The sequence below is a fragment of the Plantactinospora alkalitolerans genome (genome assembly GCF_015690345.1).
Taxonomy (GTDB): Bacteria; Actinomycetota; Actinomycetes; order Mycobacteriales; family Micromonosporaceae; genus Plantactinospora; species Plantactinospora alkalitolerans.
The window spans coordinates 1-25,173 of the sequence record NZ_JADPUN010000209.1 but is presented as its reverse complement, the minus strand read 5'-3'; the positions used below and the strand labels follow the sequence as shown (position 1 = coordinate 25,173).

The 25,173-nt window shown below is 70.3% G+C and carries 18 protein-coding genes; 6 read left to right on the top strand and 12 right to left on the bottom strand.

The window, feature by feature from the left end; genetic code table 11:
- Positions 1 to 281 precede the first annotated feature (281 nt).
- The 5 genes from mmsB to I0C86_RS22960 all read right to left on the bottom strand — a co-directional run bounded on the left by mmsB (position 282) and on the right by I0C86_RS22960 (position 6,861).
- On the bottom strand, positions 282 to 1,544 hold the full coding sequence (gene mmsB / locus I0C86_RS22980; RefSeq protein WP_196203349.1) for a multiple monosaccharide ABC transporter permease: 1,263 nt from the start codon (positions 1,542 to 1,544) through the stop codon (positions 282 to 284).
- A gap of 6 nt (positions 1,545 to 1,550) precedes the next feature.
- Positions 1,551 to 3,140 carry a multiple monosaccharide ABC transporter ATP-binding protein gene (mmsA, locus tag I0C86_RS22975; protein ID WP_196203348.1) on the bottom strand — a complete coding sequence of 530 codons (1,590 nt, stop codon included), beginning with the start codon at positions 3,138 to 3,140 and terminating at the stop codon, positions 1,551 to 1,553.
- A 90-nt stretch (positions 3,141 to 3,230) separates the two neighbouring features.
- Complete coding sequence (chvE, locus tag I0C86_RS22970; protein ID WP_196203347.1) at positions 3,231 to 4,355, bottom strand: multiple monosaccharide ABC transporter substrate-binding protein; 1,125 nt, start codon at positions 4,353 to 4,355, stop codon at positions 3,231 to 3,233.
- A gap of 195 nt (positions 4,356 to 4,550) precedes the next feature.
- The gene (gene araA / locus I0C86_RS22965; RefSeq protein WP_196203346.1) at positions 4,551 to 6,068 is read right to left on the bottom strand and encodes an L-arabinose isomerase; all 1,518 of its coding nucleotides are present in this window, start codon (positions 6,066 to 6,068) and stop codon (positions 4,551 to 4,553) included.
- Positions 6,069 to 6,321: 253 nt separating this feature from the next.
- Positions 6,322 to 6,861 carry a DUF523 domain-containing protein gene (locus I0C86_RS22960; RefSeq protein WP_323373796.1) on the bottom strand — a complete coding sequence of 180 codons (540 nt, stop codon included), beginning with the start codon at positions 6,859 to 6,861 and terminating at the stop codon, positions 6,322 to 6,324.
- A 270-nt stretch (positions 6,862 to 7,131) separates the two neighbouring features.
- On the opposite strand from I0C86_RS22960, the gene I0C86_RS22955 reads away from it, so the two are divergent.
- Together I0C86_RS22955 and I0C86_RS22950 are read left to right on the top strand one after the other, a co-directional pair.
- Positions 7,132 to 7,683, top strand: a complete 552-nt coding sequence (locus I0C86_RS22955) for an RBBP9/YdeN family alpha/beta hydrolase (RefSeq protein ID WP_196203345.1) — start codon at positions 7,132 to 7,134, stop codon at positions 7,681 to 7,683.
- Between the two features lie 194 nt (positions 7,684 to 7,877).
- Complete coding sequence (locus I0C86_RS22950) at positions 7,878 to 9,356, top strand: hypothetical protein (RefSeq protein ID WP_196203344.1); 1,479 nt, start codon at positions 7,878 to 7,880, stop codon at positions 9,354 to 9,356.
- Here I0C86_RS22950 and I0C86_RS22945 read toward each other — a convergent pair.
- The 5 genes from I0C86_RS22945 to I0C86_RS22925 are packed head-to-tail and all read right to left on the bottom strand — an operon-like array spanning position 9,329 to position 16,882.
- Entirely contained in the window at positions 9,329 to 12,106 is a 2,778-nt protein-coding gene (locus I0C86_RS22945) for an O-antigen ligase family protein (RefSeq protein WP_196203343.1), read from the bottom strand. The two genes, I0C86_RS22950 and I0C86_RS22945, sit on opposite strands and share 28 nt — an antisense overlap.
- Positions 12,106 to 13,308: a glycosyltransferase family 4 protein gene (locus tag I0C86_RS22940; protein ID WP_196203342.1), complete on the bottom strand. Its 1,203-nt coding sequence runs from the start codon at positions 13,306 to 13,308 to the stop codon at positions 12,106 to 12,108. The genes I0C86_RS22945 and I0C86_RS22940 overlap by 1 nt, the downstream gene beginning before the upstream one ends.
- A gap of 4 nt (positions 13,309 to 13,312) precedes the next feature.
- On the bottom strand, positions 13,313 to 14,518 hold the full coding sequence (locus I0C86_RS22935; protein ID WP_196203341.1) for a glycosyltransferase: 1,206 nt from the start codon (positions 14,516 to 14,518) through the stop codon (positions 13,313 to 13,315).
- 5 nt (positions 14,519 to 14,523) lie between these two features.
- Positions 14,524 to 15,762, bottom strand: a complete 1,239-nt coding sequence (locus tag I0C86_RS22930; RefSeq protein WP_196203340.1) for a glycosyltransferase — start codon at positions 15,760 to 15,762, stop codon at positions 14,524 to 14,526.
- A complete protein-coding gene (locus I0C86_RS22925; protein ID WP_196203339.1) occupies positions 15,749 to 16,882 on the bottom strand; it encodes a glycosyltransferase in 1,134 nt (377 codons plus the stop codon). The genes I0C86_RS22930 and I0C86_RS22925 overlap by 14 nt, the downstream gene beginning before the upstream one ends.
- Before the next feature lie 336 nt (positions 16,883 to 17,218).
- Here I0C86_RS22925 and I0C86_RS22920 point away from each other — a divergent pair, with 336 nt between their 5' ends.
- Positions 17,219 to 18,487, top strand: a complete 1,269-nt coding sequence (locus tag I0C86_RS22920; RefSeq protein WP_196203338.1) for a DUF1800 domain-containing protein — start codon at positions 17,219 to 17,221, stop codon at positions 18,485 to 18,487.
- Between the two features lies 1 nt (position 18,488).
- The gene (locus tag I0C86_RS22915) at positions 18,489 to 19,748 is read left to right on the top strand and encodes a DUF1501 domain-containing protein (RefSeq protein ID WP_196203337.1); all 1,260 of its coding nucleotides are present in this window, start codon (positions 18,489 to 18,491) and stop codon (positions 19,746 to 19,748) included.
- Positions 19,749 to 19,800: 52 nt separating this feature from the next.
- Here I0C86_RS22915 and I0C86_RS22910 read toward each other — a convergent pair whose 3' ends face one another.
- Together I0C86_RS22910 and I0C86_RS22905 are read right to left on the bottom strand one after the other, a co-directional pair.
- Positions 19,801 to 21,105 carry a sugar transferase gene (locus I0C86_RS22910; protein WP_196203359.1) on the bottom strand — a complete coding sequence of 435 codons (1,305 nt, stop codon included), beginning with the start codon at positions 21,103 to 21,105 and terminating at the stop codon, positions 19,801 to 19,803.
- A 425-nt stretch (positions 21,106 to 21,530) separates the two neighbouring features.
- Positions 21,531 to 22,610: an LCP family protein gene (locus I0C86_RS22905; RefSeq protein ID WP_196203336.1), complete on the bottom strand. Its 1,080-nt coding sequence runs from the start codon at positions 22,608 to 22,610 to the stop codon at positions 21,531 to 21,533.
- Between the two features lie 132 nt (positions 22,611 to 22,742).
- On the opposite strand from I0C86_RS22905, the gene I0C86_RS22900 reads away from it, so the two are divergent.
- Both I0C86_RS22900 and I0C86_RS22895 read left to right on the top strand, forming a co-directional pair.
- Positions 22,743 to 23,192: a hypothetical protein gene (locus I0C86_RS22900; protein WP_196203335.1), complete on the top strand. Its 450-nt coding sequence runs from the start codon at positions 22,743 to 22,745 to the stop codon at positions 23,190 to 23,192.
- Positions 23,193 to 23,314: 122 nt separating this feature from the next.
- Complete coding sequence (locus I0C86_RS22895) at positions 23,315 to 25,078, top strand: Hsp70 family protein (protein ID WP_196203334.1); 1,764 nt, start codon at positions 23,315 to 23,317, stop codon at positions 25,076 to 25,078.
- The last annotated feature ends 95 nt before the right edge of the window (positions 25,079 to 25,173 follow it).

Sequence of the window (25,173 nt, the reverse complement as noted above, 5' to 3'; positions counted from 1 at the left end):
CCGGGCTGCCGGCGGGCGGGCGTCCGGGCCGGCGAGCGGGGTTCCGCGCTTGCCCGGTCAGGTCCCGGACCGGTCATCGGCCCTCCTCCCGGCTCTCGGGCGGGGCCGTCGGACGGGAAAACCCGGACGAACCCGACCCCGCTGGTTCGTCCGGGTTTCAACCGTATGCCCCTGGGCTCCGGAAGTCAGGCGGATCGCCGCCCGGCCGACACCTTTACCGGAGGTCCGGGGGCGCCCCTACCGGAGGTCGGGGCGCCCTACCCCCGCAGGCTCGGGCGCCGTTACCGGGAGGCGCCGGCGCGGCGCTTGGTCCACACGTCGAAGGCCACCGCCGCCAGCAGCACGACACCCTTGACCAGCATCACCTGCTCGCTCGGCGCACCGATCAGCGACATGCCGTTGTTGATCACACCCATGATCAGGCCGCCGGTGATCGCACCGACCACCTTGCCCACGCCGCCCTGTACGGCGGCCCCGCCGATGAAGGCGGCGGCGATGGCGTCGAGTTCGAAGGAGCCGCCGGCGGTCGGTCCGGCCTGGTTGAGCCGGCCGGCGAAGATGACTCCGGCGAGCGCGGCCAGCACACCCATGTTGACGAAGATCCAGAAGATCACCGACTTGACCTTGACCCCGCTCAGGGTCGCGGCCTGTAGGTTGCCACCGACCGCGTAGATCTGCCGGCCGAACACGGCACGGCTGGTGACCAGCGAGTACGCCAGGATCAGTGCCGCGAGCAGCACCAGGACCCAGGGCAGGTTCTTGAACCGGGCAAGCTGCACGATCACCGTCATCACCACGACGGCGGCCACAACGATCTTGAGCACGAACAGCGGCAGCGGTTCGACCGTCTGGTGGTAGCCGAGCCGGGCCATCCGACCGCGCCACTGCACCGCGGCGAAGCCGACCACCGCGGCGATCCCGACCAGCAGGCTGAACAGGTCCGCGCCGCCCAGCGGCCCGAGTCCGATGTTGCCCAGATATCCCTCGGTGAAGCCGTTGGCCAGGGTGCGGACCGGGTCCGGGAACGGCCCGATGCCCTGGTTGCCGAGCACGGTCAGGGTGAGCGCCCGGAACAGCAGCATGCCGGCCAGGGTCACGATGAAGGCCGGAATTCCGAAGTAGGCGATCCAGAAGCCCTGCCAGGCGCCGATGAGTCCGCCGACGACAAGGGTGATCAGCAGGGCCAGCGGCCACGGTACGTCGTGTTCGACCATCAGCACCGCGGCGACGGCGCCGGTGACCGCCACCACCGAGCCGGCGGACAGGTCGATGTGCCCGGCGATGATGATCAGGATCATCCCGATCGCGAGGATCAGGATGTACGAGTTCTGCACGATGATGTTTGAGATGTTCTGCGGTTGCAGCAGAGCACCGTCGGTGAGCACCGAGAACAGCAGAACGATCAACGCGAAGGCGACGTAGATGCCGCTCTGCCGCAGGTTCACCGACAACCGGCGACCGGGTCCGCCGGCCGATGGCGACGGATCGCCGAGACCAGGCCCGCTCACCGCGAGATCGGCGTTGGTGGGTGCGGTGGCGCTCATCGAGGTCTACTCCTGTTCATTCGTCGTGTCGCTCCGGCCGGACCCCGTGCTCCGGCCGTTGGTGGTGTCGGTCTGACCCTTGGTCATGTAGCGCATCAGACCCTCCTGGGTCGCGTCCTCCCGCGCCACCTCGGCGGTGACCCGGCCGGCGGAGAGGGTGTAGATGCGGTCGCACAGGCCCAGCAGTTCGGGCAGTTCCGACGAGATGACCAGGACCGCCTTGCCCTCGTCGGCGAGCCGGTTGATGATCGAGTAGATCTCGTACTTGGCGCCGACGTCGATACCGCGGGTCGGCTCGTCGAGGATCAGCACGTCGGGGTTCGTGAAGATCCACTTCGACAGTACGACCTTCTGCTGGTTACCACCGCTGAGCTTGCCGGTCGTACTCAGCACGCTGGGCGCCTTGATGTTCATGCTGGTACGGAACTCGTCGGCGACCTGGTACTCGCGGTTGTCGTCGACCCAGCCGCGCCGGGCCAGCTTGCCCAGTCCCGCCGCCGAGATGTTGCGTTTGATGTCCTCGATGAGGTTGAGGCCGTACCGCTTACGGTCCTCCGTGGCGTACGCGATGCCGTGCCGGATGGCGTCCCGAACGGACCGTACGCTGATCTCCGTACCGTCCTTGACCAGCCGGCCGGTGATGTTCGTGCCGTAGGCACGGCCGAAGACGCTCATCGCCAGCTCGGTACGCCCGGCGCCCATCAACCCGGCGAGCCCGACGATCTCGCCGCGCCGCAGCGTGAGGTTGGCGTTCGACACCACCACCCGGCCGTGCTGGGTCGGGCTGTGCACCGTCCAGTCCTCGATCCGCAGGATCTCCGTGCCGATCCGGGGCTCCCGGGGCGGGAAACGGTGGTCGAGGTCCCGGCCGACCATGCCGGAGATGATCCGGTCCTCGGTCACCTCGTCGGTCCTCATGTCCAATGTCTCGATCATCCGGCCGTCCCGCAGGATGCTGATCCGGTCGGCGATCGCCGCGATCTCGTTCAGCTTGTGCGAGATGATCACACAGGTGATGCCCTGGTCGCGCAGGCCGCGCAGCAGGTCGAGCAGGTGTTCGGAGTCCCGGTCGTTGAGCGCCGCCGTCGGCTCGTCGAGAATCAGCAGCCGGACCCGCTTCGACAACGCCTTGGCGATCTCGACGAGCTGCTGCTTGCCGACCCCGATGTCGCTGACCGTGGTCACCGGGTTCTCCCGCAGGCCGACCCGGGCGAGCAGTTCGGCGGCCTCGTGGTTGGTCCGGTTCCAGTCGATCAGGCCCCGGGCCGCCCGCTCGTTGCCGAGGAAGATGTTCTCGGCGATCGAGAGCTGGGGGCAGAGCGCCAACTCCTGGTGGATGATGACGATCCCGCGCCGCTCGCTGTCCCGGATGTCGGAGAACTCGCACGCCTCGCCGTCGAAGGAGATCTCCCCCGAGTACGAGCCGTGCGGGTAGACCCCGGACAGCACCTTCATCAGGGTCGACTTTCCCGCGCCGTTCTCGCCGCAGATCGCGTGGATCTCCCCTCGGCCCACCGAGAGGTTGACCTCCTGGAGAGCCCGTACCCCGGGGAAGGTCTTGGTGATGTCATGCATCCGCAGAATGTCGTCGGTCATTGCCAACGGAAGCCTCCGTCGTGCGAGAGGGGTGGCCGGTGGTGCTGCGGCGGTCGCACGGAACCCGCGCGACCGCCGCCGAAGGAGCGACTACTTGAGCTGGTCCTCCTTGTAGTAGCCGGTGTCGAGCAACAACTCCTTGTAGTTGGCCTTGTTGACGATCACCGGCTGCAGCAGGAAGGACGGTACGACCTTCTTGCCGTTCTCGTAGTCCTTCTCGTTGTTCACCTCGGGCTTGCTGCCCTTGAGCACCGCGTCGGCCATCTTGACCGCGACCTCGGCGAGCTGCCGGGTGTCCTTGTAGATGGTCGAGTACTGCTCGCCCGCGATGATGGACTTCACCGAGGCGACCTCGGCGTCCTGACCGGTCACCACCGGGTACGGCTGACCGCCGGTGCCGTAGCCGTTGCTCTTCAGCGCCGACAGGATGCCGATCGACAGTCCGTCGTACGGGGACAGCACGCCGTCGACCTTCGCGCTGCCGTACGTCTTGGTCAGCAGGTCCTCCATCCGGCGCTGCGCGGCAGCCGCCTCCCAGCGCAGGATGGCGACGGTCTTGAAGTCCTTCTGCCCGCTCTTGACCACGAGGGTGCCCTTGTCGATGTACGGCTGAAGGACCGACATCGCACCGTTGAAGAAGAAGGTGGCGTTGTTGTCGTCCGGCGAACCGGCGAACAGCTCGACGTTGAACGGGCCCTTCGCCTCGCCGTCGGTGCCGTCGTCCTTCTTCAACTTCAGCCCGACCAGCAGCGAGGTCGCCTGCTGGACGCCGACCTTGAAGTTGTCGAAGGTGGCGTAGTAGTCGACGTTCGGGCTGTTCCGGATCAGGCGGTCGTACGCGATGACCGGAATCTTGTTGTCCGCCGCGCTCTGCAACTGGCTGGTGATCGCGGTGCCGTCGATCGATGCGATGATGAGGACCTTGGCACCCTTGGTGATCTGGTTCTCGATCTGGTTCACCTGGGACGGGATGTCGTTCTCGGCGTACTGGAGGTCGACCTGGTAGCCGAGCTTCTCCAGCCCCGCCTTGACGTTGTTGCCGTCGTGGATCCACCGCTCGGAGGACTTCGTCGGCATGGTGACGCCGACGAGCGCACCGGCGGTGTCACCGGTGCCGCTGTCGTCGTCGCCCGTCTTGGCGCTCGAGCCACACGCGGTGAGGGCGGCGGCGAGCGTGATGGCGCCAGCCGCCGCGGCGAGCCGGGCAAATTTCATGTGCTCCTCCAATTCCTGGTACTGCGTGCGGGTCTCCGCTGCGGGACACGGGCTTGCGCCGCGACCCGCTGGGTCTGAAACGGGTGCGGGTCGCGCGGTACGCGACCCGCGGGGCCGGCCGGTGACGTACGTCGGACCATCGTCACTCCACCATGGATCGATGGAGTCGGCATGCCCGGCCCCGCCCCGGTCGGGTCAGTTCCGGCCGGGCAGCCCCTGGGCGAGCCGGTGGTACGCCTGGTTCCAGCGCAACCGGTCCCGGAAGTCCACCGTCGTGGTGTTCTTGTCGATGAGTACCAACTCGGTGTGCAGCATGTCGGCGAAGTCCCGCAGGGTCGCCGAACCGACCGCCTGGGTCAGCACGGTGTGGTGCGGGCCTCCGGCGGTCAGCCAGGACTCGGCCGACGTGGTCAGCGACGGCGCCGGCTTCCATACGGCGCGCGCGACCGGCAGTTTCGGCATCGGCTCGTCCGGCGGCACGACCTCGATCTCGTTGGCGACGAGACGGAACCGTTCGCCGAGGTCGGCCAGACCGATCACCACCGCGGGACCGGAGGTGGCGTCGAAGACGAGCCGGACCGGGTCCTCGCGGTCGCCGATACCGAGCGGATGGATCTCGCACGAGGGCTGCCCGCCCGCGATGGTGGGGCAGACCTCCAGCATGTGCGCGCCGAGGATCTTCGGTTCGCCGGGCCCGAAGTGGTACGTGTAGTCCTCCATGAACGAGGTACCCCGGCCGGTACCGACGCTCATCGCCTTCACCGCCGCCAACAGGGTCGAGGTCTTCCAGTCGCCCTCGCCGCCGAAGCCGTAGCCGTCGGCCATCAACCGTTGCACGGCGAGTCCGGGTAGTTGGCGAAGCCCGCCGAGGTCCTGGAAGTTGGTGGTGAACGCCCCGAATCCGCCGTCGGTGAGGAACTGCCGCAGGCCGGCCTCGATCCGGGCCGCGTAGCGCAGCGAGTCGTGCCGGTCGCCGTCCTTGGCCAGTTCCGGAGCGAGTCGGTAGGTGTCGGCGTACTCGGCGACGAGCCGGTCGATCTCCACGTCGGCGACCCGGTCCACGACGTCGACCAGGTCGTTGACGCCGTAGGTGTTCACCGAGACGCCGAACCGGAGTTCCGCCTCCACCTTGTCACCCTCGGTGACGGCGACGTCCCTCATGTTGTCGCCGAACCGTGCCAGCCGGAGATTGCGCAGGTGGTCGTAGCCGAGCGCGGCCCGGGCCCACTCGTCGATCCGGGACACCACGGTCGGATCGGAGGCGTGCCCGGCGATGGTCTTGCGGGCCAGCCCGAGCCGGGTCTGGATGAAGCCGAACTCCCGGTCGCCGTGCGCGGCCTGGTTGAGATTCATGAAGTCCATGTCGATGGACTCCCAGGGCAGCGCCTCGTTGAGCTGGGTGTGCAGGTGCAGCAGCGGCTTACGGAGCGCGTCGAGCCCGCTGATCCACATCTTGGCCGGCGAGAAGGTGTGCATCCAGGCGATCACACCGAGGCAGGCCGGGTCGGCGTTCGCCTCCAGCAGGACCGCGCGGATCGCCGAGGCCTCGGTGAGTACGGGCTTCCAGACGATCTCCGCGACGACCCGACCGGAGCCGGTGAGCGTGCGCATGATCTGCTGCGACTGACTCGCGACCTGGTCGAGGGTCTCCGGGCCGTACAGGTGCTGGCTTCCGGTGAGGAACCAGATCTGCGGTTGCTTGGCCGGCGGCATGTCCACCTCTCCTGCTGGGGGCGCGGCTCCCGCCTGCCCGGACGGATGTGGTCGCGATCAGATTCGCGAGCCGAGTGTTACCGCTAACATTAGAGCAGTCAAACCGTACACCGTAACGCTTCAATAACGGCAGAGCAGACATCCACGACTTCCCACCCACTGACCGCAATGCGCCCCGACCGACGCCCGGAAAATCCTCGCCGGACCGGTACGGAACAGAACAGAACAGTCAACGCACCTCGGCGCCGCCCGTTCACTCCGGCGGATCCGGCGCGGCTCGGAAGGACGACGACGCGTCGTACTCGTGATGAGCGACGACCTCGAATCCGTTGCGGAGAAGCAGCGCCGCCGTGACGCCCGCCCCGGCCGTCCGGTTACGCCGGAACGACCCGTCACTGATCTGCCGACAACCGCAGGACGGGCTGTAGTCCTGGAGCACGGCTCCGGCCGCCCCGGTCGCCCGGGCGATCCGGAGCACCTGCCGGGCACCGGAGAGGTACGCCTCGGTCACGTCCTCGCCCTTGTGGGTCAGCACCCGCGCGCGACCGTCGAGGACGTCGAAGCCGTCCCCGCCGACGATCTCGGCACGATCGCGGGGCGTGCCCAGCCCGCCCATCACCTCCGGGCAGACGAGACGCACGGCGGCCCGCTCCCCGACCGCCACCTCCTGGTTCGCGGCGCCACCGTCGTACGCGCAGCGGGTGCCGGCGAGACAGGCGCTCATCAGGAACACCGCCGACCCGGCACCGGTCGGCGTCGGCACCTCGTTCCCGGACTTCCCCGCCCCGTCCACACCCAATGCCCTGCGGTCCTCTCGCCGGAGAAGGTGACGACGGCCGCCGCCGTCGAGGCGACCGATCCGACACCACGGTAGGTGGCCGGAACTGTCCGCTCGTCCACCGATGTACGCAACCACATCCTAGAGCGTGCCGAGGGGGCGATCGGCCCAGCCGAAGACCCGTCGGTCCCTGGCGCCGGGCCCGAGCGCGGGGTCACCAGAAACCGGCGGTCCGCGCACCGCAGCCGGAGCCTCACCGACGCGCGGTCGCCGTAACCTGATCCGATGATCCGCACATTGCTGGTGCCGGGGCGTGGACGACCCCGGCCCGAACACTGGCAGCAGCGCTGGGCCGACGCGAATCCCGGGTACCAGTGGGCGCCCCGGCCGCCGGGCCCCCCGTTCGTGCTGTCCGAGCGGGTCACCGCACTGCACTCCGCCGTCGAAAGCGATGCGACGCCGGCACTGCTGGTCGCACACAGCGCCGGCTGCCTCACCGTCGCGGCCTGGGCCGCCGCGCACACCGGGCCGATCCACGCGGCGCTGCTTGTCACTCCGCCGTACATCGACCCGGCCTGGAAACCCGATCCGGCCGATCCACCGGTCGACGGTGTCTGGGGGCCGGTTTCCCGGACCCGACTGCCGTTCCGGACGATCCTGGTGGCCAGCCGTACCGATCCGTACACGACGTTCGCGCAGTTCGAGCAGTACGCCGAGGACTGGGGCGCGGAACTGTTCGACGCGGGCGACGCCGGGCACCTGGAGACCGCCAGCGGGTACGGCCCCTGGTCGGACGGGGAACGGCTGGTCGCCGAACTCCTCCGCACGTCCGGCTGAGCACCCGGCCGGCCGGCACCACCGTCGACATTGCTCACCGAGCGAACCCGAACACCCTCCGTCAGTGCACATGTACTATCGCCGGACTACCGCGGCGACGGTGGCCACCGGGCGGCGGGCCCGCCGGAGGGGCCTCGGGTGGGTTGGTGTCGCCTCGTTAGGATCCGCACAGAACAACGCGGGAGTGGGTTGGGATGCAGCCAGTGGGTCCGTACCAGTTCATCGAGGCGATCAGCCTGTGTCAGGTGGGCAGCGTCTGGTCTGCTATCGACGGGCAGGGAAACTCGTACACGGTGGCCGTACTCGACGCGACCGTGGCGGGCGACCAACGCTGGCGGGACGCGTTCGCCGGAACGGCCCACGGGCTGGCACAGCCAGGAACGGGCGGGCTACGCTACGTACACGCCGACTTCGCGGCCGCCGCACCCTGGGTCGTCTACGCCAGCGGCGACGGCCCCGGGGCGGAGCAGTTGTTCGCTGCGCTCGGCATGGAGTGCCGACCCACCCAGTCGGAACCCGGTGAAGTCGAGTCGGTCACCGTCAAGACGCCGAGCGTCGGTGCTCCGCCCGGGGCGGACGAGGACGAATTCGCCACGCCGACGACGCGGCTGACGCCGGGCCTGGCACCGCCCGGTCCCTGGCAGGCCGGACCGCCGCAGCCGCTGGTCACCGGGGAGCCGACGTCCACGCCGCCGCACCAGGTGTCCGGACCGCCCGACCAGGTTTCCGTGCCACCGGACCAGGTTTCCGTGCCACCGGACCAGGTCTCCGTGCCGCCGCACCAGAGTTCCGGGCCGCCCTACCAGGTTTCGGTGCCTCCGCACCAGATCTCCGTACCACCGGACTCGATCTCCGGGCCGCCGCAGCCGCTGCCGGAGATGCCGCGACCGGGACCGAGCGGAGGAATCTCCGGCGATCCGCCGTCTTCGTACGATCCGCTCTACTCCCCCGTTCGGCACATCGTGCCGTCCGAACCGGCGCCGTCGCGAAGTCGACTGTGGATCGGGATCGCCGTGCTCGTCGTACTCGTCCTCGCTGGTGGTGGAACCGTCCTCGCGCTGAACCGGTCGGGCGGCAACGACCCGAACCCGCCGGCCGAGAGCGCGCCGGCGACCAGTCAGCCCCCGGCGCCGCTGCCGACCGCGTCGGCCCTCAATCCTGGCCTGGAGCCGCCGAGGCAGGGCACCTGGCCGGCGCAGTGGCCCAAGTTCGGGGCCACGGACGGCGTCCGCACCCTGACCGACCTGGACGGCCTGGGCTTCACCGTCAAGGTGCCCCGGGAGTGGCAGTGCATTCCCGGCGGCAAGGCGGACGGCTACGCCAAGCACTACTGCGGGGTTTCTCCGGGCGAGAACCCGGAGATCGGCGGCGAGATCGTGGTCCGGAACTGCCCGAGTCCGTGTGGCCAGGACCAGCAGAACTCCATGCGGCGCGCCGAAGAGGCCTGGGGCCTGCAGTGGGTGAGTACCGGACGCTACAGCACCTACGCCGAGCGAAGCTCGCTGAACATCGACGGCAAGGAGCGGTACGTCCTGATCATCGTTGCGTACTGGCGCGGCGGCAGCGAGGGCGTGGTCGATCGTCAGGTCGTGTTCCGGATGACGGCGCCGCCCGACGGGGCGAACCAGCTGCGGCGGATCGCCAACTACATCCGCGACACAGTCGTCTTCTGAGGCGACCCCTTCGTCAGCCGCTGTTGCAGCGCCCCCGCCGTCCCGTTCAGCCAGCCGGCGGCACCGGCCCGTGACCGGCCGCCCCGGTCCGCCCCGGCCGGGGCGGGCGGTGCACCGCCGGCCGGCAGACCGAGCCGCGCGATCACCATCAGCGGAAGCCAGGTCGCGTGCCCGGCCAGTGTGGTCGGCACGTGCGACGCCTCCAGCCACGAGACGTACAGGAACGCGACCAGGAAGAGCGCCGCGGCCGGGAAGCCGGCCGTCGCCAGGGCCATCGAGCGCCGCCAGGTGAGCACGAGAAGAAGAGCGACCACCGCCGTGGTGACCAGGCCGCCGACGACGAGAAACTGGACCATGGCGTTGTGCGCGTGGGTGAACTCACCTCCCAGCTCCACCGCCAGGTCCGGTTCGCGCTGGAAGTACCGGGGACCGTAACCCAGCAGGGGATGCTCGGCCCACTGGTCCAGCAGCGTGTGCCAGATCCGGCCACGGCGGGTGAACGCCTCCGGGTCCGTGGTGAGCAGCGGCACGAACACGACGGCCGCGACTCCGGCCGTCATCATGGTCCACAGCATCCAGATCCGGGTCGGGAACAGCCGGATCAGCAGGTATGTGAAGAGGACGGCGGCGACCGCCAGCTGACTGCTGCGCGAACCGGTCCAGAACAACGCGAAGAGCAGGACGACCAGCCCGCCGCGGCGGATCAGCGGATGCCCGACGCAGAACACGAACGGAATGCTCAGGGCCAGTGCGATGCCGAGCACGTTGGAGTGCAGGAAGGGACCGGCGAGCAGGCCGCCGAGAAGTCCGCTCTTGTCTCCCGCCGCCGTCCCGGAGATGAGGGCGAGGTCGGGACGGACCAGCGCCAGCAGGATCGATCCGGTTGCGGTGGCGGCGCCCAGGATGCCGATCACCCCCAGGACCTCGCGTCGGACCGGTTGGAGCCAGATCGCGACCGCGGCGAGTGGAAGTGCCAGCGACACCAGGCCGGGCCGCTGGTGGTTGAGGAGCCCGGCCGCCTCGATCGCGACGAAGGGGGCGAGGACGGCGGCGAGCGACCACAGCCGCGCCGGTCGGTGCCGGTAGCCGCCGTGCGCCGCGAGAACGGCCGCCACCAGGATGAACGCCAGGCTGAGGGCGTTGCCGAGGAGGTCGCTGACCGGGGGGACGAGGTCCTGTCTCGAGTTGAACTCCGGGCGCCCCGAGTCGAACAGCTGGATCAGCATCGGCACCATCAACCGGAGCCAGGCGAGGACGAACAGCAGGCCCGTCCCGAAGGTGCCGATGTCGATCCGGTGCGCAAGGGTGCCGACCGACCACCGGAGCGAGGTCGCGGGCCCGGGTGGCCCGGCCGGGTCCGCCAGGCTGGCACCGGCCCGACCAGAATCGGCCCGACCCGGATCGGCCGGACCCGGATCGGCCGTGGCCCGCCTCCGGAAGCGGCCGACGAACCCGGCCGCCAACCCGCCGAAGGAACGCAGATCCTCCCGGTACGGCACCGTCAGTTCCCGCAGGGAAGGCAACTCCGGCACTCTCCTCACCATCGCGCCGGCGGCCACCACCGACACTCCGTAACCCGCCAGGCTGGCGATCGCCGCCCCCACCGCACCCATCGGCGCGAGCAGGAACAGCAACACGATGCCGAGGACGGAACCGGCGACCAGTGCGCCGGAGGACCAGGCCGCCCTGCCGTTCGACAGCAGGACCGCGCTGAAAATCACCATGCTGGTGTAGAGCGTCGTCGCCGCGCAGAGGATGACCGTGGGCACGACGGCCGGGGCGAACGCGGCACCGAACACCCACGGCACGGCAACGCCCGCGATCGCCGCCAGTACCCCGCTCGCGACGGTCGACGCCAGCACGGCGAGCCGGGCGACGGCACTGCCCCGACGCCGGTCGTCACTGCCCGGCCGGCCCATCAGCACCGTCCGGGCCGCCGTCGCGATCACCATCGGTATCTCCGCGACACTCACCGCCACCGCGTAGTAGCCGAGTTCCCGCGCCCCGATGACCGGCAGCCCGACGATCTGGTCGAGCCGCGCACTGGAGATCGCTGCCAGGACACCGGGCAGGCAGGTCAGCGAGTACGCCAGCAGTGAGCGGGCGGGTATGGTCCCGTCCGGCGGCTCGGGCGGATCTCCGGTGCCCTCCCCCGGCGAATCGACCCGCTCCGGTGCCGAGCGGAGCCGGACGAGTCCGAGGACGAGTCCACCGCTCACCGAGGCCACGAAGAGCAGGCCGGCCCAGTAGGCGCCCAGGTCCAGCGTCAGGCAGGCGAAGACGACAAGTGCCGTTCTGAGCAGTGCGGGCACGACCTTCACCAGGTTGACGCCGCGAATGTCGGAGGCGCCGGTCAGCGCGCCGATGAGCAGGTTGGCGAGAATGTGCAGCGGTGCGAGCAGGGACAGCAGAAGGAACTGCCCGTAGTGCCCGTCGCCGCCGGGAAAGACGAAGCGCCCGAGCACGGCGAGCAGCCCGATCCCGAGCAGTCCGAGAGGCACCGAGGCCACCAGACTGACCTTGGCGGCGGTCCGTCTCGACAGCCTGCCGGTGCGCAGGTGGTAACTGAGCGCGTCCTGTAGCCCGTACGTGCCGATCCAGCCACAGACGACGATCGGCAGGGTGAGCGCGGCGTAGAGACCACGACCGTCGGGTCCCAGTTCCCGGGAGAGGAACGGGCTGACGAGAAGTCCGCTGATCGGGATGAGCAGGTTCGCGAAGGAGGCGGAGACCAGTTTCCTCGTCGACATCAGATTCCTTGGCGGAACGAGGTGCCGGTGACGTCGAGATAGCCGTGCCTGGCGAGCGCGTCGACCAGACGCTCGGCGAACCGGTCCTCGGAGAACTGGCCCTCGATCAGGCGAGCCCCGGCGGCGACCATCGCGTCCAACTCGGCCGCCGACGACCCGAGGATCTCCGCCGCCAGTGCCTCCGGGGTGTCCGCCAGCCGGACGGCTTCCGTCGCCGGAACACCCTCGGCGCCGACCGGGGTAGTGAAGACCGGGACGGAGTGGGCCAGCAGGGTGAGGGTCTTCAGCTTGACCCCGGCGCCGCTCCAGACCGGAACCACGGCGGCCCTGGCCCGCGCGAGCACCGGACGGAGATCCGCCACGTAGCCCGGCACGTCGACACCGTCGATCGCGGCGAGACTGGCCCGCACCCGATCGGTGAGGCCCGATCCGACCAGGGTCAGCCGGAAGCCCGCACGGCGCAGTGACGGCCATCCCCGGTCGAGAAAGTGCCGCAGCCCGGCCAGGTTGGCGCGGTACGAGAAGCTGCTGAGCCACACCAGGTGGCGCTCCTGCGGTCGCGGAACATGTCCGACCGGCATCGGTACGCAGCTCGGCAACGTGAAGTCCGCCCTCCGGCGATGGTGCTCGGCGAGCCGGGTGGCTTCCTCGGCACTGGTCACCGAGACCGTCTCGCACTCCGACAGCGCCCGCGACTCGAACCGGGTCGAGATCCCGGCCAGGTACCGCGCCCGGAGCTGGTGTGCGAGGTCCTCGGCCTCAGCGATGTCCCCCCGGGTACTCCCGGCCAGTACGTTGGCCTTGTCCCAGTGCCAGCGCAGCCGGGTGCCCCGGAAATACACCGCTGCCGCCTCCCCGATGGCGATCCCCGCGCCGTCACGGGTCCGCAGGTCGTCGTGCAACGGCTGGCTGTAACGGCTCCGGATCCACGGTGGCAGTCCGTCGGCCATCGCCTCCGGATAGCGACCGAACGGCCCCAGCCGGTCCAGTCGGTACGGCGTCGCCGGATAGTCCCGAACCTCCACCTCCGGCAGCATCCCGCCCAACTGGTCGAGCTGGTCGCCGGTGGTGTCGGGCCGCCGCACCACCGCGAGGGTGAAGGGCTGGATCCGTGATATCGCCCGAAGCATCATGAGTACCCGGACCGGGTCGCCCCGGTCCGGGGGCAGCGGAAAGAACGTGGAGACGACGGTCAGTCCCATCTGTCTAGCGCCTCACCGGGGGGACAGCGTCGTCGACCGCCCGCTGCCGGCGGGCCGGATCGACCAGTCGGTGCCAGGTGTCGAGTAGCCGTTCGGCCTGCCGCTCGGGAGGGAACTCCGTGCGCAGCCGGGCGACGAGCCTGTCCACGCGGCGCCGCGCCTCCGCCCGGTTCTGCACCACCTGCGTCACCGCCTCGGCCAGCGCCGCCGGGTCGTCGGGCGGGACCAGCCAGCCACCGCCCTCCTCGACGAGCTCGGGGATGCCGGAGACCGCGGTGGTCACCACCGGCACCTGCCGGCTGGCTGCCTCCATCAGGAAGACCGGAATGCCGTCGAGGTCCCCGTCGGTGCCGCGCGTACAGGCCAGCACCGCGACGTCCGCGGTGGCCAGCGCCTCGGTCGCCACCGCGTGCGACACCGCGCCGTGGAACGTCACGGCGGCGGAGACGCCACACTCCTGCGCCCGGCGCTCCAGGGTGGCCCGCAGTGGTCCGTCGCCGTAGACGTCGTAGTGGACGTCGAGACCCGTGGCCGCGAGCCGGGCCACCGCGTCGACGCTGGTGCCGACACCCTTCTTCTCGACCAGGCGGGCGACCGTGACCAGTCGTACCGGGCCGGCCGGACCGGGCGGCGCCGGCTCGGGCAGTTCACCGTCGAACGCGGCCCGGACGATGCCGTGCGGGATCGTCGACATGGCCACCCCTCGGGCCTCGAGCTGCCGGACGGTCGCGGCCGAGATGACGAACAGGTGGCGGAGCAGACCGAGCCGCCGGGCCAGCCCGACCGGGTTCCGGTCCAGCAGGAAGTCGGCGGCGTGCGCGACGGCGGTCGCGGGCTTACCGAGCTCTCTCGCCACGAGTGCCGCGACCGCGGTCGGCAGGTTGACGAAGTGCGCGTGCACGACGTCCGGCGCGAAGGATGCGACCTCCTCGGCGAGCGCGAGCGCGTGGCTGCCGGCCAGCAGCGCCCGCCGGACGTCCGTGCCGCCGAGCGTGCGTACCTGGGCGAGCAGTCGGACCGGATGACGGAACAGCGTACGGACGACCCGGGCGAGTTCGGCACGCCGGCCGCCGGGGCGGGCGACGAAAACCTCGACGGTGGCGCCGGCGGCCCGGACCGCCCGGATCTCCGACGAGATGAACGTCTCGCTGTAGCTCGGCGAGCGGAGCAGGATGTACGCGACCCTCAGGTCAGCTCGGCCCTCCGTCATCTGGCTCACTTCCCGCCCGCGTCGCGTCGCGCCTGCCAGACTGCCCGGAAGAACCCTGCGTGGTGTGCCTGGCACTCCTCGTCGGTGCGGATTCCCGGCGTCGCCGCCGCGCCCGCCGCCAGCCCGGCCCGGAGTTCTGCGGAGTCCGCCAGCCTCAGCAGCGCCCCGCCGAGCGCCTCGGGATCGTTCGGGGGTACGAGGAGGCCGTTGACGCCCGACCGGATCCACTCCCCCGGGCCGCCTCCCTCGGTCGCGACGATCGGCAGCGCCCGGGCCAGCCCCTGGATGACGGTCTGTCCCAGCGGTTCCGGTCTGGTCGAGGCGTGTACCAGGATATCGACCGAGTCGAGGAATCCCGGTACGTCGTCGACGTGGCCGAGCAGGTCCACCTGGTCGGCGATGCCTAATTCGGCGACGAGGCGACGGATCTCGGTCTCGTAGGCCGTCTCGGCGAACAGTGGTGCTCCGGCGATCCGGGCCCGCACGTCGGTGCCCCGGAAGGCCAGTGCGAACGCCCGGAGGAAGACGTGCTGCCCCTTCCACCGCTGCAGCCGCCCGACCATCCCGATCCGCCGTACGGCGGCGCCGAGGCGGGGGGCCGTCACCCGACGGTCGATGCCGACCGGGCTCTGGATCACCATTCTGGGCAGTCCGGGCCGCAGCCACCGCTCGGCCGATGTCAGTGTCGTCCGCGAGTTGGCGATCACGCCGTCGGCCCGCCCCAGCGCGATCCTGGTGAACGCCCCGAAGCCGAACCGGCCCAGGCTGTCGGTGGTGACGAGGTCACGAAGGTGCACCACCAACGGTTTCGCCCCGCCCCGGTCGGCGAACGCGGAGCAGATCGCCGCGGCGGCCGTGTTCGCGTGCACCAGATCGGCGTCCCGGAACAGCCGGCTGCGCGCCAGGACACCGGCCCCGGCCTGCAGGGCACGCAGGTAACGCGCCGCGAGCAGCAGGCTTCCGCCCCGGGTGCCGCCGGTCGGCAACGCCGGCAGGTTCCGCTCCAGTCCGACGCCGTGCGCGGCCAACCCGTCGAACGCGGTGCCGTTGCCCGGCGCGCACAGCCGGGCCCGCCAGTGCCGCCGCTGCTGGGTGAGCAGCCGGACGAGGGCGAGTTCGGCGCCGCCCGGCTGGGCGGTGTGGCTGACGTGCAGCACCGTCATCGCCGACGCCTCGACCGGGCCACCCTCGCCCGGGGTGAGCAACTGGTCCGGCACCGGGCTGTCGCCGTCAGTTCGACTCATGGTCGATCCACGCCGACATCCTCGCCGCGAACTCCTGCTTGGAAAAGACGCCGGCGTGGTCCTGGATCCGTTCCGGCGTCAGCTCGGGAAGCCGCCGGACGAGCCGGCCGAACTCCGCCGGGTCCAGCGAGTCGACGAGGAAGCCGGCCTCCCCGTCGGTCACCGTCTCCAGCAGGCCGCCCCGGCGCAGTCCCAGCACGGGAGTACCGCACGCCTGGGCCTCGACGGGGATGATGCCGAAGTCCTCGTGCACCGGGAACAGCAACGCCCGCGCCCCCCAGTAGAGCTGCCGCAACCTCTCCTTGCCGGGCATGACCTCGAACGTGACGGGCACGCCGACCCGGCCCGCTAGGCGGCGCAGATTCGCCTCCTCGGGTCCGGAGCCGGCGAGCACGAGCGGCAGCCCGGCCGCCTCGGCGATCGCGATGACGAGGTCGAAGTTCTTGTACGGAATCCACCGGCCGACCCCGAGCAGGTAGTCGCGGGCCTGCCGCCGGTCGTTCGGTGGCGCTGCGGCGAAGTAGTCCGTGTCGACCGGCGGATTGATCACAGTGGCGTCGCGACCCCAGTAGCGCCTGATCCGGTTCTGGACCTCTCGTGAGTTCGCGGCGTAACCGTGCACGTGGCGGCTGAGCCGTACGTCCACGGCCCGCAGGAGCCGCCGGGGTGGAGCCAGTAGCGGGTTCGAACCGCGGCCGTCGAACGTCGGGCTCCAGAGGTAACGCGCCGGGGCGTGCACGTAGCTGAGGTACCTGGTCTGCTCTGGTGGGCCCAGCCGAACCGTGTGCGCGAACGCGTGGCTGGACGAGATGACGACGTCGTAGCGCTCGCGGGTGAGCGTGCGCCAGACGAGTGGCATCAGCGGTAGGGCAAGCGCCTTGCTGCGGGTCAGCGGGGTCCGGGCCAGCCAGGACTCCCGCAGGCCGGGCTCGGAGACGTTCCGGTCCTTCCACAGGACGAAGCGTTCGGCGTGCGGCACCAGGTCGGCGATGCGTCGGAACACCTCCTCCGACCCGCCCGTCGCGCCGTACCACTCGTGCACCAGCGCGACCGAGCGATCACGGAGCGGACGCAACCCGGGAGAGCTGCCGAGGTCCGACTGCCGTCCGGCCGGGATCATGTCGCCGGAAGTTTCGACGGGAACCAACCGGCGCGGGCACGGTTCGCGGGCCGGACGCCATGACATGCCAACTTGGACTCTCCCGCAAGTACCCGAACCAGCCAGTTCCAGGCCGGGATGATACCGCAGCGTTCCGACCCCGGCCGTCAGTGGCGTCGGTCGCGGAGACGGACTCGTCCGGCCGAGTTTCCTGTCATCCTGCCGCCGTCAGCGTGCCCCGCCGCGTCGGGCATCCGGCCGGTGTCGGCGCCTCGCCGGATAGCCTGGCCAGGGCATGGAGCCCGAACGGTTCGGCCCGGCGTTCCGATCAGGATGCCCGGCACCTATGGTGGCAGCATGACCGACGACGTCGGGTTGCTGCTGCGTCGGGCCGGCTTCGGGCCGACCGCCGCAGAGCTGACCGCAGCGCGGCAGGCCGGCTACGAGGCCACCGTGTCGACTCTCGTCGCTCCGTTCGGGCCGGACATCGGGGCGAGCAGCGCGCCCATCCCGGCCCTCGGCCTCGACCCGTACGCCGAACGCCCGAATCCGACGTCCCGGCAGCGCACCGAGGCCGACCGGATCCGGAAGACGCAGACGGACCTGATCACCCGGTGGTGGCTGGAACGCATGGTGGTGGCGAACCACCAGGCCGTCGAGAAGCTGCTGTTCTTCTGGCACGGACACTGGGCCACCTCGGTGACGAAGGTCAAGAGTCCGCAGCTGATGCTGGCGCAGCACCGCACCCTGCGGGAGTCCCGCGACATCGCGGAGACCGCGCGGCGGATGGTCGTCGACCCCGCCCTGGTCTACTGGCTGGACGGGCACCTCAACACCAAGGAGGCGCCGAACGAGAACCTCGGTCGTGAGCTGCTCGAACTGTTCCTGCTGGGGCACGGGCGGTACACCGAGCGGGACGTGAAGGAGGTGGGCCGGGCGCTCACCGGTTGGCGGATCAACCTCGGGTCGGCGACATCGGTCCTCGACCGGCGGAAGCACGACGACGGACGGAAGACGATCCTCGGCTCGACCGAGAAATTCACCGCCACCAGCGTGGTGAACCTGCTGCTGAGCCGGATCGAGTGTGTGCAGTTCATCGCCTCCAGGTTGTGGTTCCGCTACGCCTCCTCGACCCTGCCCATTCCGGAGCGGACCAGCGAGCGGATGGCCGGGGCGTTTCCGGCGCCGATGTCGATGCTCCGATCCCTCTACACGGACGAGGCGTTCGCCAGCACCCGCGGAACGATGGTGAAGCAGCCCATCGAGTGGCTGGTCGGTGCGATGCGGCAGCTGGAGTTGCGGCCTACGAGGATCCCTCCGGAGACCCTGACCCAGCTCCTCGACGGGCTGGGCGGGCTCGGGCAGCGACCGTTCGCACCGCCCAGCGTCGGCGGCTGGCCGGCCGGCGCCACCTGGTTGACGTCGGCCGGCGCGCAACTGAGGCTCAGTCTGGCCGGCAAACTCGCCAGCCAGCTCACGCCGGGTCGGCTGACTCCGGAGGACGTCGCGTACATTCTCTGCATCGACAAGTGGACCGACAGGACCTATGCCGTGCTGCGCGACGTACGAAACGCACGTCTGCTGCTGACGCTCGGACTCGTCAGCCCCGAATACCTGGTGACCTGAGATGGACGCGCTCACCCGACGTCGGTTCCTCGTCGCCTCCGGGGTGCTGGGCGGCGGCGCGGTGGCCGCCGGCGCCGGCGCGATCGGGCTGCACCGGCTGCTCGGCACCTCGTCGAAGGCGGCTCCCGTCGTTCCGGTCCGGCAGACCAGCAAGGTCGTCCTGGTCACCCTGTACGGCGGCAACGACGGCCTGAACACGGTCGTCCCGTATGCGGACCGGGCCTACCACTCGGCCCGGCCCGAGTTGGCGTACGGCCCCGGAAAGGTGCTGCGCCTGGACGACAGGCTCGGGCTGAACCCCAGGATGCGGGGCCTGAAGGGACTCTGGGACGCCGGACGGCTCGGCATCGTGCTCGGGGTCGGGTATCCGAAGCCGGACCGTAGCCACTTCCGGTCGATGGACATCTGGCAGACCGCTTCGCCGGTCAACCCGGCGCCGACCGGCTGGGTGGGACGGTGGCTGGACGGCGTGAACGCACCTGTCGAGGCGGCCGTGAGCTTCGAGCCGGTACTTCCACCACTGCTGGTCGGCAGGTCCCGGATCGGCGCCTGCGTCAGTTACCGGGGCCTCACCCTGCCCGACTGGATCAGTCCGGACCTGGTCGCGGGGCTGGGTCGCGGTCAGCCGAACGAGCCGGAGATGCAGGCCCGCGCCGCAGCCTCGTTCGCGGACCTGCTCACCATGGGAGATGTCGTACGCGGGGCCGGGCAGGCCACCCAGTCACCCGACGCCGGTGACGAACGCGTCGTGCCGGCCACCAGCACCGGTGGCGAGAACGCCCTCACCGCCCAGCTCGCGCTCGTGGCCCGCTGCGTCGAGGTGGGTGTGCCGACCCAGGTCTACTCGGTGAGCCTGGGCGGGTTCGACACGCACGCCGAGGAACGGGCCGGACACGAGGTGCTGCTGAAGCAGCTCGACGAGGCCCTGACGAGCTTCGTCACCAGGATGGCCGAGACCGACGCCGGACAGCAGGTGGTGGTGGTCGTCTACAGCGAGTTCGGCCGGCGGGTGCGGGCGAACGCCTCCGACGGCACCGACCATGGCACCGCCGGGCCGGTCTTCGTCCTGGGTCCCCGGGTGGTCGGCGGGTTCTACGGGGAACAGCCCAGCCTGACCGATCTGGACGACGGTGATCTCAAGGCCACGGTGGACTTCCGGGACGTCGTCGGTACGGTCCTCGGCTCCGTGCTGGGCGCCGACCCGGCCCAGTACCTGGACGGCTACCAGGGCGAACTGCTGCCGTTCGTACCCTCCGACTGAACGCCTACCGGCCCGGCTCCCACGTACCGTCCGACGCTCCACGCCCGGACGGTCATCGACCACCGCCGCGAAACACCTCGGCGACCGTCCGGAGCAGCACCTTGGTGTCCAGCCAGAGCGACCAGTTCTCGATGTAGTAGTTGTCGAACCGGGCCCGGTCGGAGATCGGGGTGTCGCCGCGCAGTCCGCTCACCTGGGCCAGACCGGTGAGGCCCACCGGGACCCGGTGCCGCATCGCGTAGTCCGGGTGCTCGGCGGAGAACTTCTCGACGAAGTACGGCCGCTCCGGCCGGGGGCCGACCACCGTCATGTCGCCCCGGAGGATGTTCCAGAGTTGGGGCAACTCGTCCAGCGACGTGCGGCGCATGAACCGGCCGATCGGTCCGATCCGGAGGTCGCCCGCTATCGACCATCGCGTCTGCGACTCGTGCTCGTCCCGGGCCCGCATGGTACGGAATTTGATGACGTCGAACGGCTCGCCGTACCGGCCGATCCGCTGCTGCCGGAAGAAGATGCCCCGGCCCCCTTCGCAGAGCGTCAGCAGCGCGCAGATCGCGATGACCGGGCTGAGCACCACCAGCGCGATCGACGCCAGCACGATGTCGGACGCGCGTTTGACCATCCATCGCGGACCGGACAGGGTGGTGTGGCGGATCTGGACGACCGGGATCGCACCGATGTGGTCGGGCAGCCCGCCGGGTGAGCGGGATCCCCACAGCCTCGGCACGGTCCACAGGTCACAGTGGGCGTACGCCGGACGGGCCAGGAGTTCCATCACCGTGGGTTCCAGGCAGTGCGGGTCCGCGACGATGAGGACGTCACACTCGACCAGCGCCACCCGTTGTTCGAGGTTGTCGAGGGTGCCGATCAGCGGGGGTGCCCCGGGAGCCTGGTCGTCGTCGACGTCGACACAGCCGACGAACCGGAGACCGTACTGGGGATAGCGCCGCAGCAGCCGGGCGAGTTCACCGGCGATGGGGCCGCTGCCGATGATGATCGCGTTGTGCTCCACCCAGCGCCGCCGTCGGGCCAGGACGACCATGCTCCGGGTGATCGCCCGGCCCGTGATGACCAGGCCGGCGGAGAGAGCCACTCCCCGCATGAAGCCGGCGACGTACTCCACCGAGCCGTGCCGCATGGCGGCGATGATCGCCACGATGGCCGCGGTAGCGAGCAGCCGGCCGCCGAGATTGGGCAACTCGTCGAGGATACTCATGTGCCGACGTCCACGATAGAGTCCGCCGGTCGCGAAGATGGCCACGGTGAGACCGGCCGCGAACAGGGTGCCGCGCCAGTAGCGGTCCGACAACAGCAGCGGCGCCAGCAGGGCGGCGAGGTCGACCGGGGCGGCCAGCATCCAGGCGCGCAGGCTCCGGGTACGTTTCGACGCGACCGATCCGGCGTAGGGCAGCACGGTGGTGGTGTCGAGGTCGGACCGGGGTCGGACCGGCGCGTCCGGCCCGAACGGCGTCCGGGGTCGGGGAACGCCGCGCGGCCCGTCGCCCTCGCCCGCCGCCCCGATCTCCGCCCCGGGGGCCGGTGCCAGTCGGCCACCGGGGTCGGTACCGGACAGTTCCGCCGGGCCGTGCTGCACCGCCGGCCAGCTCGACATTTCTATGACCTCCCCCGTGGCGCCCCGACGCGGCACATGGCGCCGGAAGCAGCCGCCAGCAGGATAGTGGCCCGAGCAGCCGGATTGCCAGGACCGTCACCCTTCAGGACGGACGGACCGTCGGCCGGCTGACGGCGAGCGGAGGGGCGGGCCACCACGGCGGGCCCGGGTTATTTCGTCGCAGCCTTCAGGATCTCCGGTACGGCGTCCCGGCGGACCGCATCGTAGAACTTCTTGGCCCCCTCGGTGTTGGCGAACACCACACTCTCCGAGCCGACGTTGCCGGTCCCCTGGGTCGGGCTGGTGATGAAGGTGAGGTTGCCGCTGCGCAGGTGACGCAGTTCCATCGCCAGGTCGAGCATGGACATGGTCTTGTCGACCGAGACGGCGTCGGCGGAGGCCTTGACGAAGGAGTTCAGTCGCGCCGGGTTGGCGAGCGTGCCGCCGGAGGCTGCCTTGTCCAGGATCGCCCTGATGACCTGCTGCTGGTGCCGGATCCGGGCGAAGTCCCCGTCCTTGAAGGCGAAGCGTTCCCGGGCGTAGTCCAGCGCCTTCGCACCGTCCATCGTCTGCGGGCCCTTGCTGAACTCCCGTCGTCCGCCCGGCAGCAGGGAGTGGGTCGAGGTGAAGCTCTCCTCGACGTTGACCTGCACGCCGCCCAGCGCGTCCACGATCTCCTTGAAGCCGGCGAAGTCGACGATCGCGACGTGGTCGATGCGGACCCCGGTGAACTTCTCGACCGTCTGCACCATCAGCGGAAGGCCACCCCAGGCGTATCCGGCGTTGATTTTCGCGTTCCGGCCGCCGTGCTTGCCGTTCTTGCTCTTGGGCACGCTCACCCAGGTGTCCCGGGGAATCGACACCAGCTGGGCGCTCGACCGGTCCTTCGGCAGGTGGGCGACGATGATGGTGTCGCTTCGTGAACCGGAGGTGTTCGCCGGGTCACGGGTGTCGCTGCCGAGGATGAGGATGTTCTTGGCATCCTGCGCCACCTTGACCGGGCGCGACTCCTCGGGCACCTCGCCGAACGCCTCCACCCGAGGGATGCTGCCCTCCACCGAACGCACGTAGAGGCCGGCCGCGACCGCACCACCGGCGCCGAGCAGTGCCAACACCAGCAGCGTGATCAGGAGGATCCGCCTGGTGCGGCGGCTTCGCTTCGGAGCCGGTGCCCCGGTCGGCTGCTCGTCGGGGGTCACCCCGCTGGACTCGGTGGAGTCGGACTCCGCGAGTTGAGGTTGGTGTGGCATGGCTCGATGCTACTGATGGCCGCAACGTGCCGGCTGCCCCGGTTCCGGTGGCCTCCGCCACCCCGGGTCCGCGGACAGAATGGGCCGGGTACCTGACGATCGTTGTCAGGTACGGATGGCAAGATCGGCGACATGAACGACTTCGATTTCCTCATCGGTTCCTGGAACATAACCAACCGCCAGCTCAAGACCCTGCTCGTCGGCAGCGACGAGTGGGAGACCTACTCCTCCACCAGCACCTGCTACCGAATCTTCGAGGGTGGCGGCAACACCGAGGAGATCGTCTTCACCGACCGGGGCAACCGTGGCCTGACCCTGCGGCTGTTCGACCTCGAGCGCAAGGAGTGGTCGCTCTACTGGGCGAGCAGCCGTACCGGACTGCTCTACCCGCCCGTGGTGGGCACGTTCACCGACGGCTGCGGGGACTTCTACGGCGACGACACGCACGAGGGCACCCCGATCCGGGCGCACTTCAGGTGGTCCGACATCACCCCGACCTCCGCCCGGTGGGAACAGCGGTTCTCCGTCGACGGTGGACAGACCTGGGAGACCAACTGGGTCATGGAGTACAACCGCGCGTAGGTCCGGCGTGGGCGTACCTCACCAGCGGTCGACCGGTATCCGGGCATCGGAGTCGGTCGGCCGTCGCCGTACCATCGCCGGTTCCCGATTCCGGAGGTCCGGCTTCGCTATTGTTCTGCACCGTGGCCAGTGCCCCTCGACTAGCGATCGACTTCGGCACCTCGCACACCGTCGCCGTGTGTCGGTGGCGCGAGGGCGAGGGCCGGCCGCTGCTCTTCGACGCCTCTCCCCTGCTTCCTTCCGCGGTACTCGCCGACGCCGCCGGCCGGTTGCTCGTCGGTAGGGACGCGGTGCGCGCCGGCCGAACCGATCCGGGCAGCCTGGAGCCGTACCCGAAACGTCGGATCGACGAGGGCAGCATCCTGCTGGGCCGGACGGAGGTGACCGTCGTGGAGGTGGTCGCCGCCGTCCTGCGCCGCTGCGCGGACGAGGCGGTCCGGGTGGCGGGGCGCCCGATCGGCGACCTCGTGCTGACCCATCCGGCGGCCTGGGGACCCCGGCGCCGCGAGATCCTCGTCGACGCGGCCGGACATGCCGGGCTGCCCCGGCCCGCCCTGCTGGCCGAGCCCGTCGCGGCCGCCACCTACTTCACCACGGTGCTGGCCAGGTCCGTGCGTACCGGCGCCGCCGTGATCGTCTACGACTTCGGCGCCGGCACCTTCGACGTGGCGGTCCTGCGCCGCCGGCCGGACGGTGGCTGGGACGTCGCCGACAGCCAGGGCCTCGCCGACCTGGGCGGCCTCGACCTGGACGGCATCGTCGTCGAGCGGGTACGGGCCGCCGCTCTGGCCTCGGACGTGCAGGGCTGGCGCCGGCTGACCCAGCCCGGCACCGAGGCGGACCTACGGAATCGGCAGTCGCTCTGGGAGGAGGCCCGCGCGGCCAAGGAGCAGCTGTCCCGGCGCAGTACGGCCGGGATGCACCTGCCGATCTTCGAACGGGACGTGCACGTCACCCGGGAGGAGTTCGAGAGCGCCGCGAACGCCACCATCGAGCGGACCGTGGCGCTGACCGCCGCGACGATGTCCGCCAGCGGACTCGACCGGGGACAGGTAGCCGGGCTGTTCCTGGTCGGCGGGGCCAGCCGGGTTCCCCTGGTGGCGACCAGCCTGCACCGCCGGCTCGGTCTGGCACCCACCATCATCGAACAGCCCGAGCTGGTCGTCGCCCAGGGAGCGCTGCTCGCGACGGTGATCGGCACGGGCCGGGGCTCGGCGGTGGCCACGCCGCCGGACGACGTACCGGTCCCCGCACACCCCGTCCCGGTCCCCGCACACCCGGCCCGGGTCGACCGCGCCCCGGCGTCCGGGCAACCGGTGACCCCGGTCGACCCGCCGGCCACGCCCGCCGTGACCTGGCGCCGGCGGCGAGGCACCTGGATCGGTGCCGCCGTCGTCCTCGTACTCGTCGCCGCCGTGGTGGTGACGGTGGTGATACGGGCGAACCGGCAACCGCCGCTCAGCACGCAGGGACTGGCCAACGAACAGGTCATCCACTCCCCGGCGCTCCGCGCGTTCGCCCGGCCGTGGCTCGACCACGTCACCGACTGCGAACAGCGCGCCCCGGACACCTACGGCGGCCGGGCGACCGAGTACGTCGCCTGTGCCGGAGACGGCTGGGAGGTCCAGTTCCGGGCCCTCGACGGCCAGGCCGGGCGGGACCTCTCCCGGGACCAGCGGGTCGAGGCGTACGACGGCATCCGCAAGGAGTTCACCGGTGAACGACCACGTTCCGGCACCCAGGTCCGGTACGTCTTCGGGCCCGACCAGCGGGTGATCTACTGGGACGACGACGATTCCGCGATGGTCGGCGACCTGACCACGGTCGGCGACAGCACCCTCGATTTTGCCGCCCTGCTCCGGGTCTGGCAGGAGTACGTGGGATAACCGCTCCGTTCCTTCCTGCCAGAAATCGTCATTCGCGTGCCGCCGGTCGCCCGGATAGGTGAAAGTGCGAGGCGGGAGAGGCGGGAGGCGGGAGG

What these genes read in the sequence shown, in the direction of transcription:
- mmsB (WP_196203349.1), bottom strand. Translation starts at nt 1,544, where the DNA reads ATGAGCGCCACCGCACCCACCAACGCCGATCTCGCGGTGAGCGGGCCT.
- mmsA (WP_196203348.1), bottom strand. Translation starts at nt 3,140, where the DNA reads ATGACCGACGACATTCTGCGGATGCATGACATCACCAAGACCTTCCCC.
- chvE (WP_196203347.1), bottom strand. Translation starts at nt 4,355, where the DNA reads ATGAAATTTGCCCGGCTCGCCGCGGCGGCTGGCGCCATCACGCTCGCC.
- araA (WP_196203346.1), bottom strand. Translation starts at nt 6,068, where the DNA reads ATGCCGCCGGCCAAGCAACCGCAGATCTGGTTCCTCACCGGAAGCCAG.
- I0C86_RS22955 (WP_196203345.1), top strand. Translation starts at nt 7,132, where the DNA reads ATGATCCGCACATTGCTGGTGCCGGGGCGTGGACGACCCCGGCCCGAA.
- I0C86_RS22950 (WP_196203344.1), top strand. Translation starts at nt 7,878, where the DNA reads ATGCAGCCAGTGGGTCCGTACCAGTTCATCGAGGCGATCAGCCTGTGT.
- I0C86_RS22945 (WP_196203343.1), bottom strand. Translation starts at nt 12,106, where the DNA reads ATGTCGACGAGGAAACTGGTCTCCGCCTCCTTCGCGAACCTGCTCATC.
- I0C86_RS22940 (WP_196203342.1), bottom strand. Translation starts at nt 13,308, where the DNA reads ATGGGACTGACCGTCGTCTCCACGTTCTTTCCGCTGCCCCCGGACCGG.
- I0C86_RS22935 (WP_196203341.1), bottom strand. Translation starts at nt 14,518, where the DNA reads ATGACGGAGGGCCGAGCTGACCTGAGGGTCGCGTACATCCTGCTCCGC.
- I0C86_RS22930 (WP_196203340.1), bottom strand. Translation starts at nt 15,762, where the DNA reads ATGAGTCGAACTGACGGCGACAGCCCGGTGCCGGACCAGTTGCTCACC.
- I0C86_RS22925 (WP_196203339.1), bottom strand. Translation starts at nt 16,882, where the DNA reads ATGATCCCGGCCGGACGGCAGTCGGACCTCGGCAGCTCTCCCGGGTTG.
- I0C86_RS22920 (WP_196203338.1), top strand. Translation starts at nt 17,219, where the DNA reads ATGACCGACGACGTCGGGTTGCTGCTGCGTCGGGCCGGCTTCGGGCCG.
- I0C86_RS22915 (WP_196203337.1), top strand. Translation starts at nt 18,489, where the DNA reads ATGGACGCGCTCACCCGACGTCGGTTCCTCGTCGCCTCCGGGGTGCTG.
- I0C86_RS22910 (WP_196203359.1), bottom strand. Translation starts at nt 21,105, where the DNA reads ATGCTGGCCGCCCCGGTCGACCTCGCCGCCCTGCTGGCGCCGCTGCTG.
- I0C86_RS22905 (WP_196203336.1), bottom strand. Translation starts at nt 22,610, where the DNA reads ATGCCACACCAACCTCAACTCGCGGAGTCCGACTCCACCGAGTCCAGC.
- I0C86_RS22900 (WP_196203335.1), top strand. Translation starts at nt 22,743, where the DNA reads ATGAACGACTTCGATTTCCTCATCGGTTCCTGGAACATAACCAACCGC.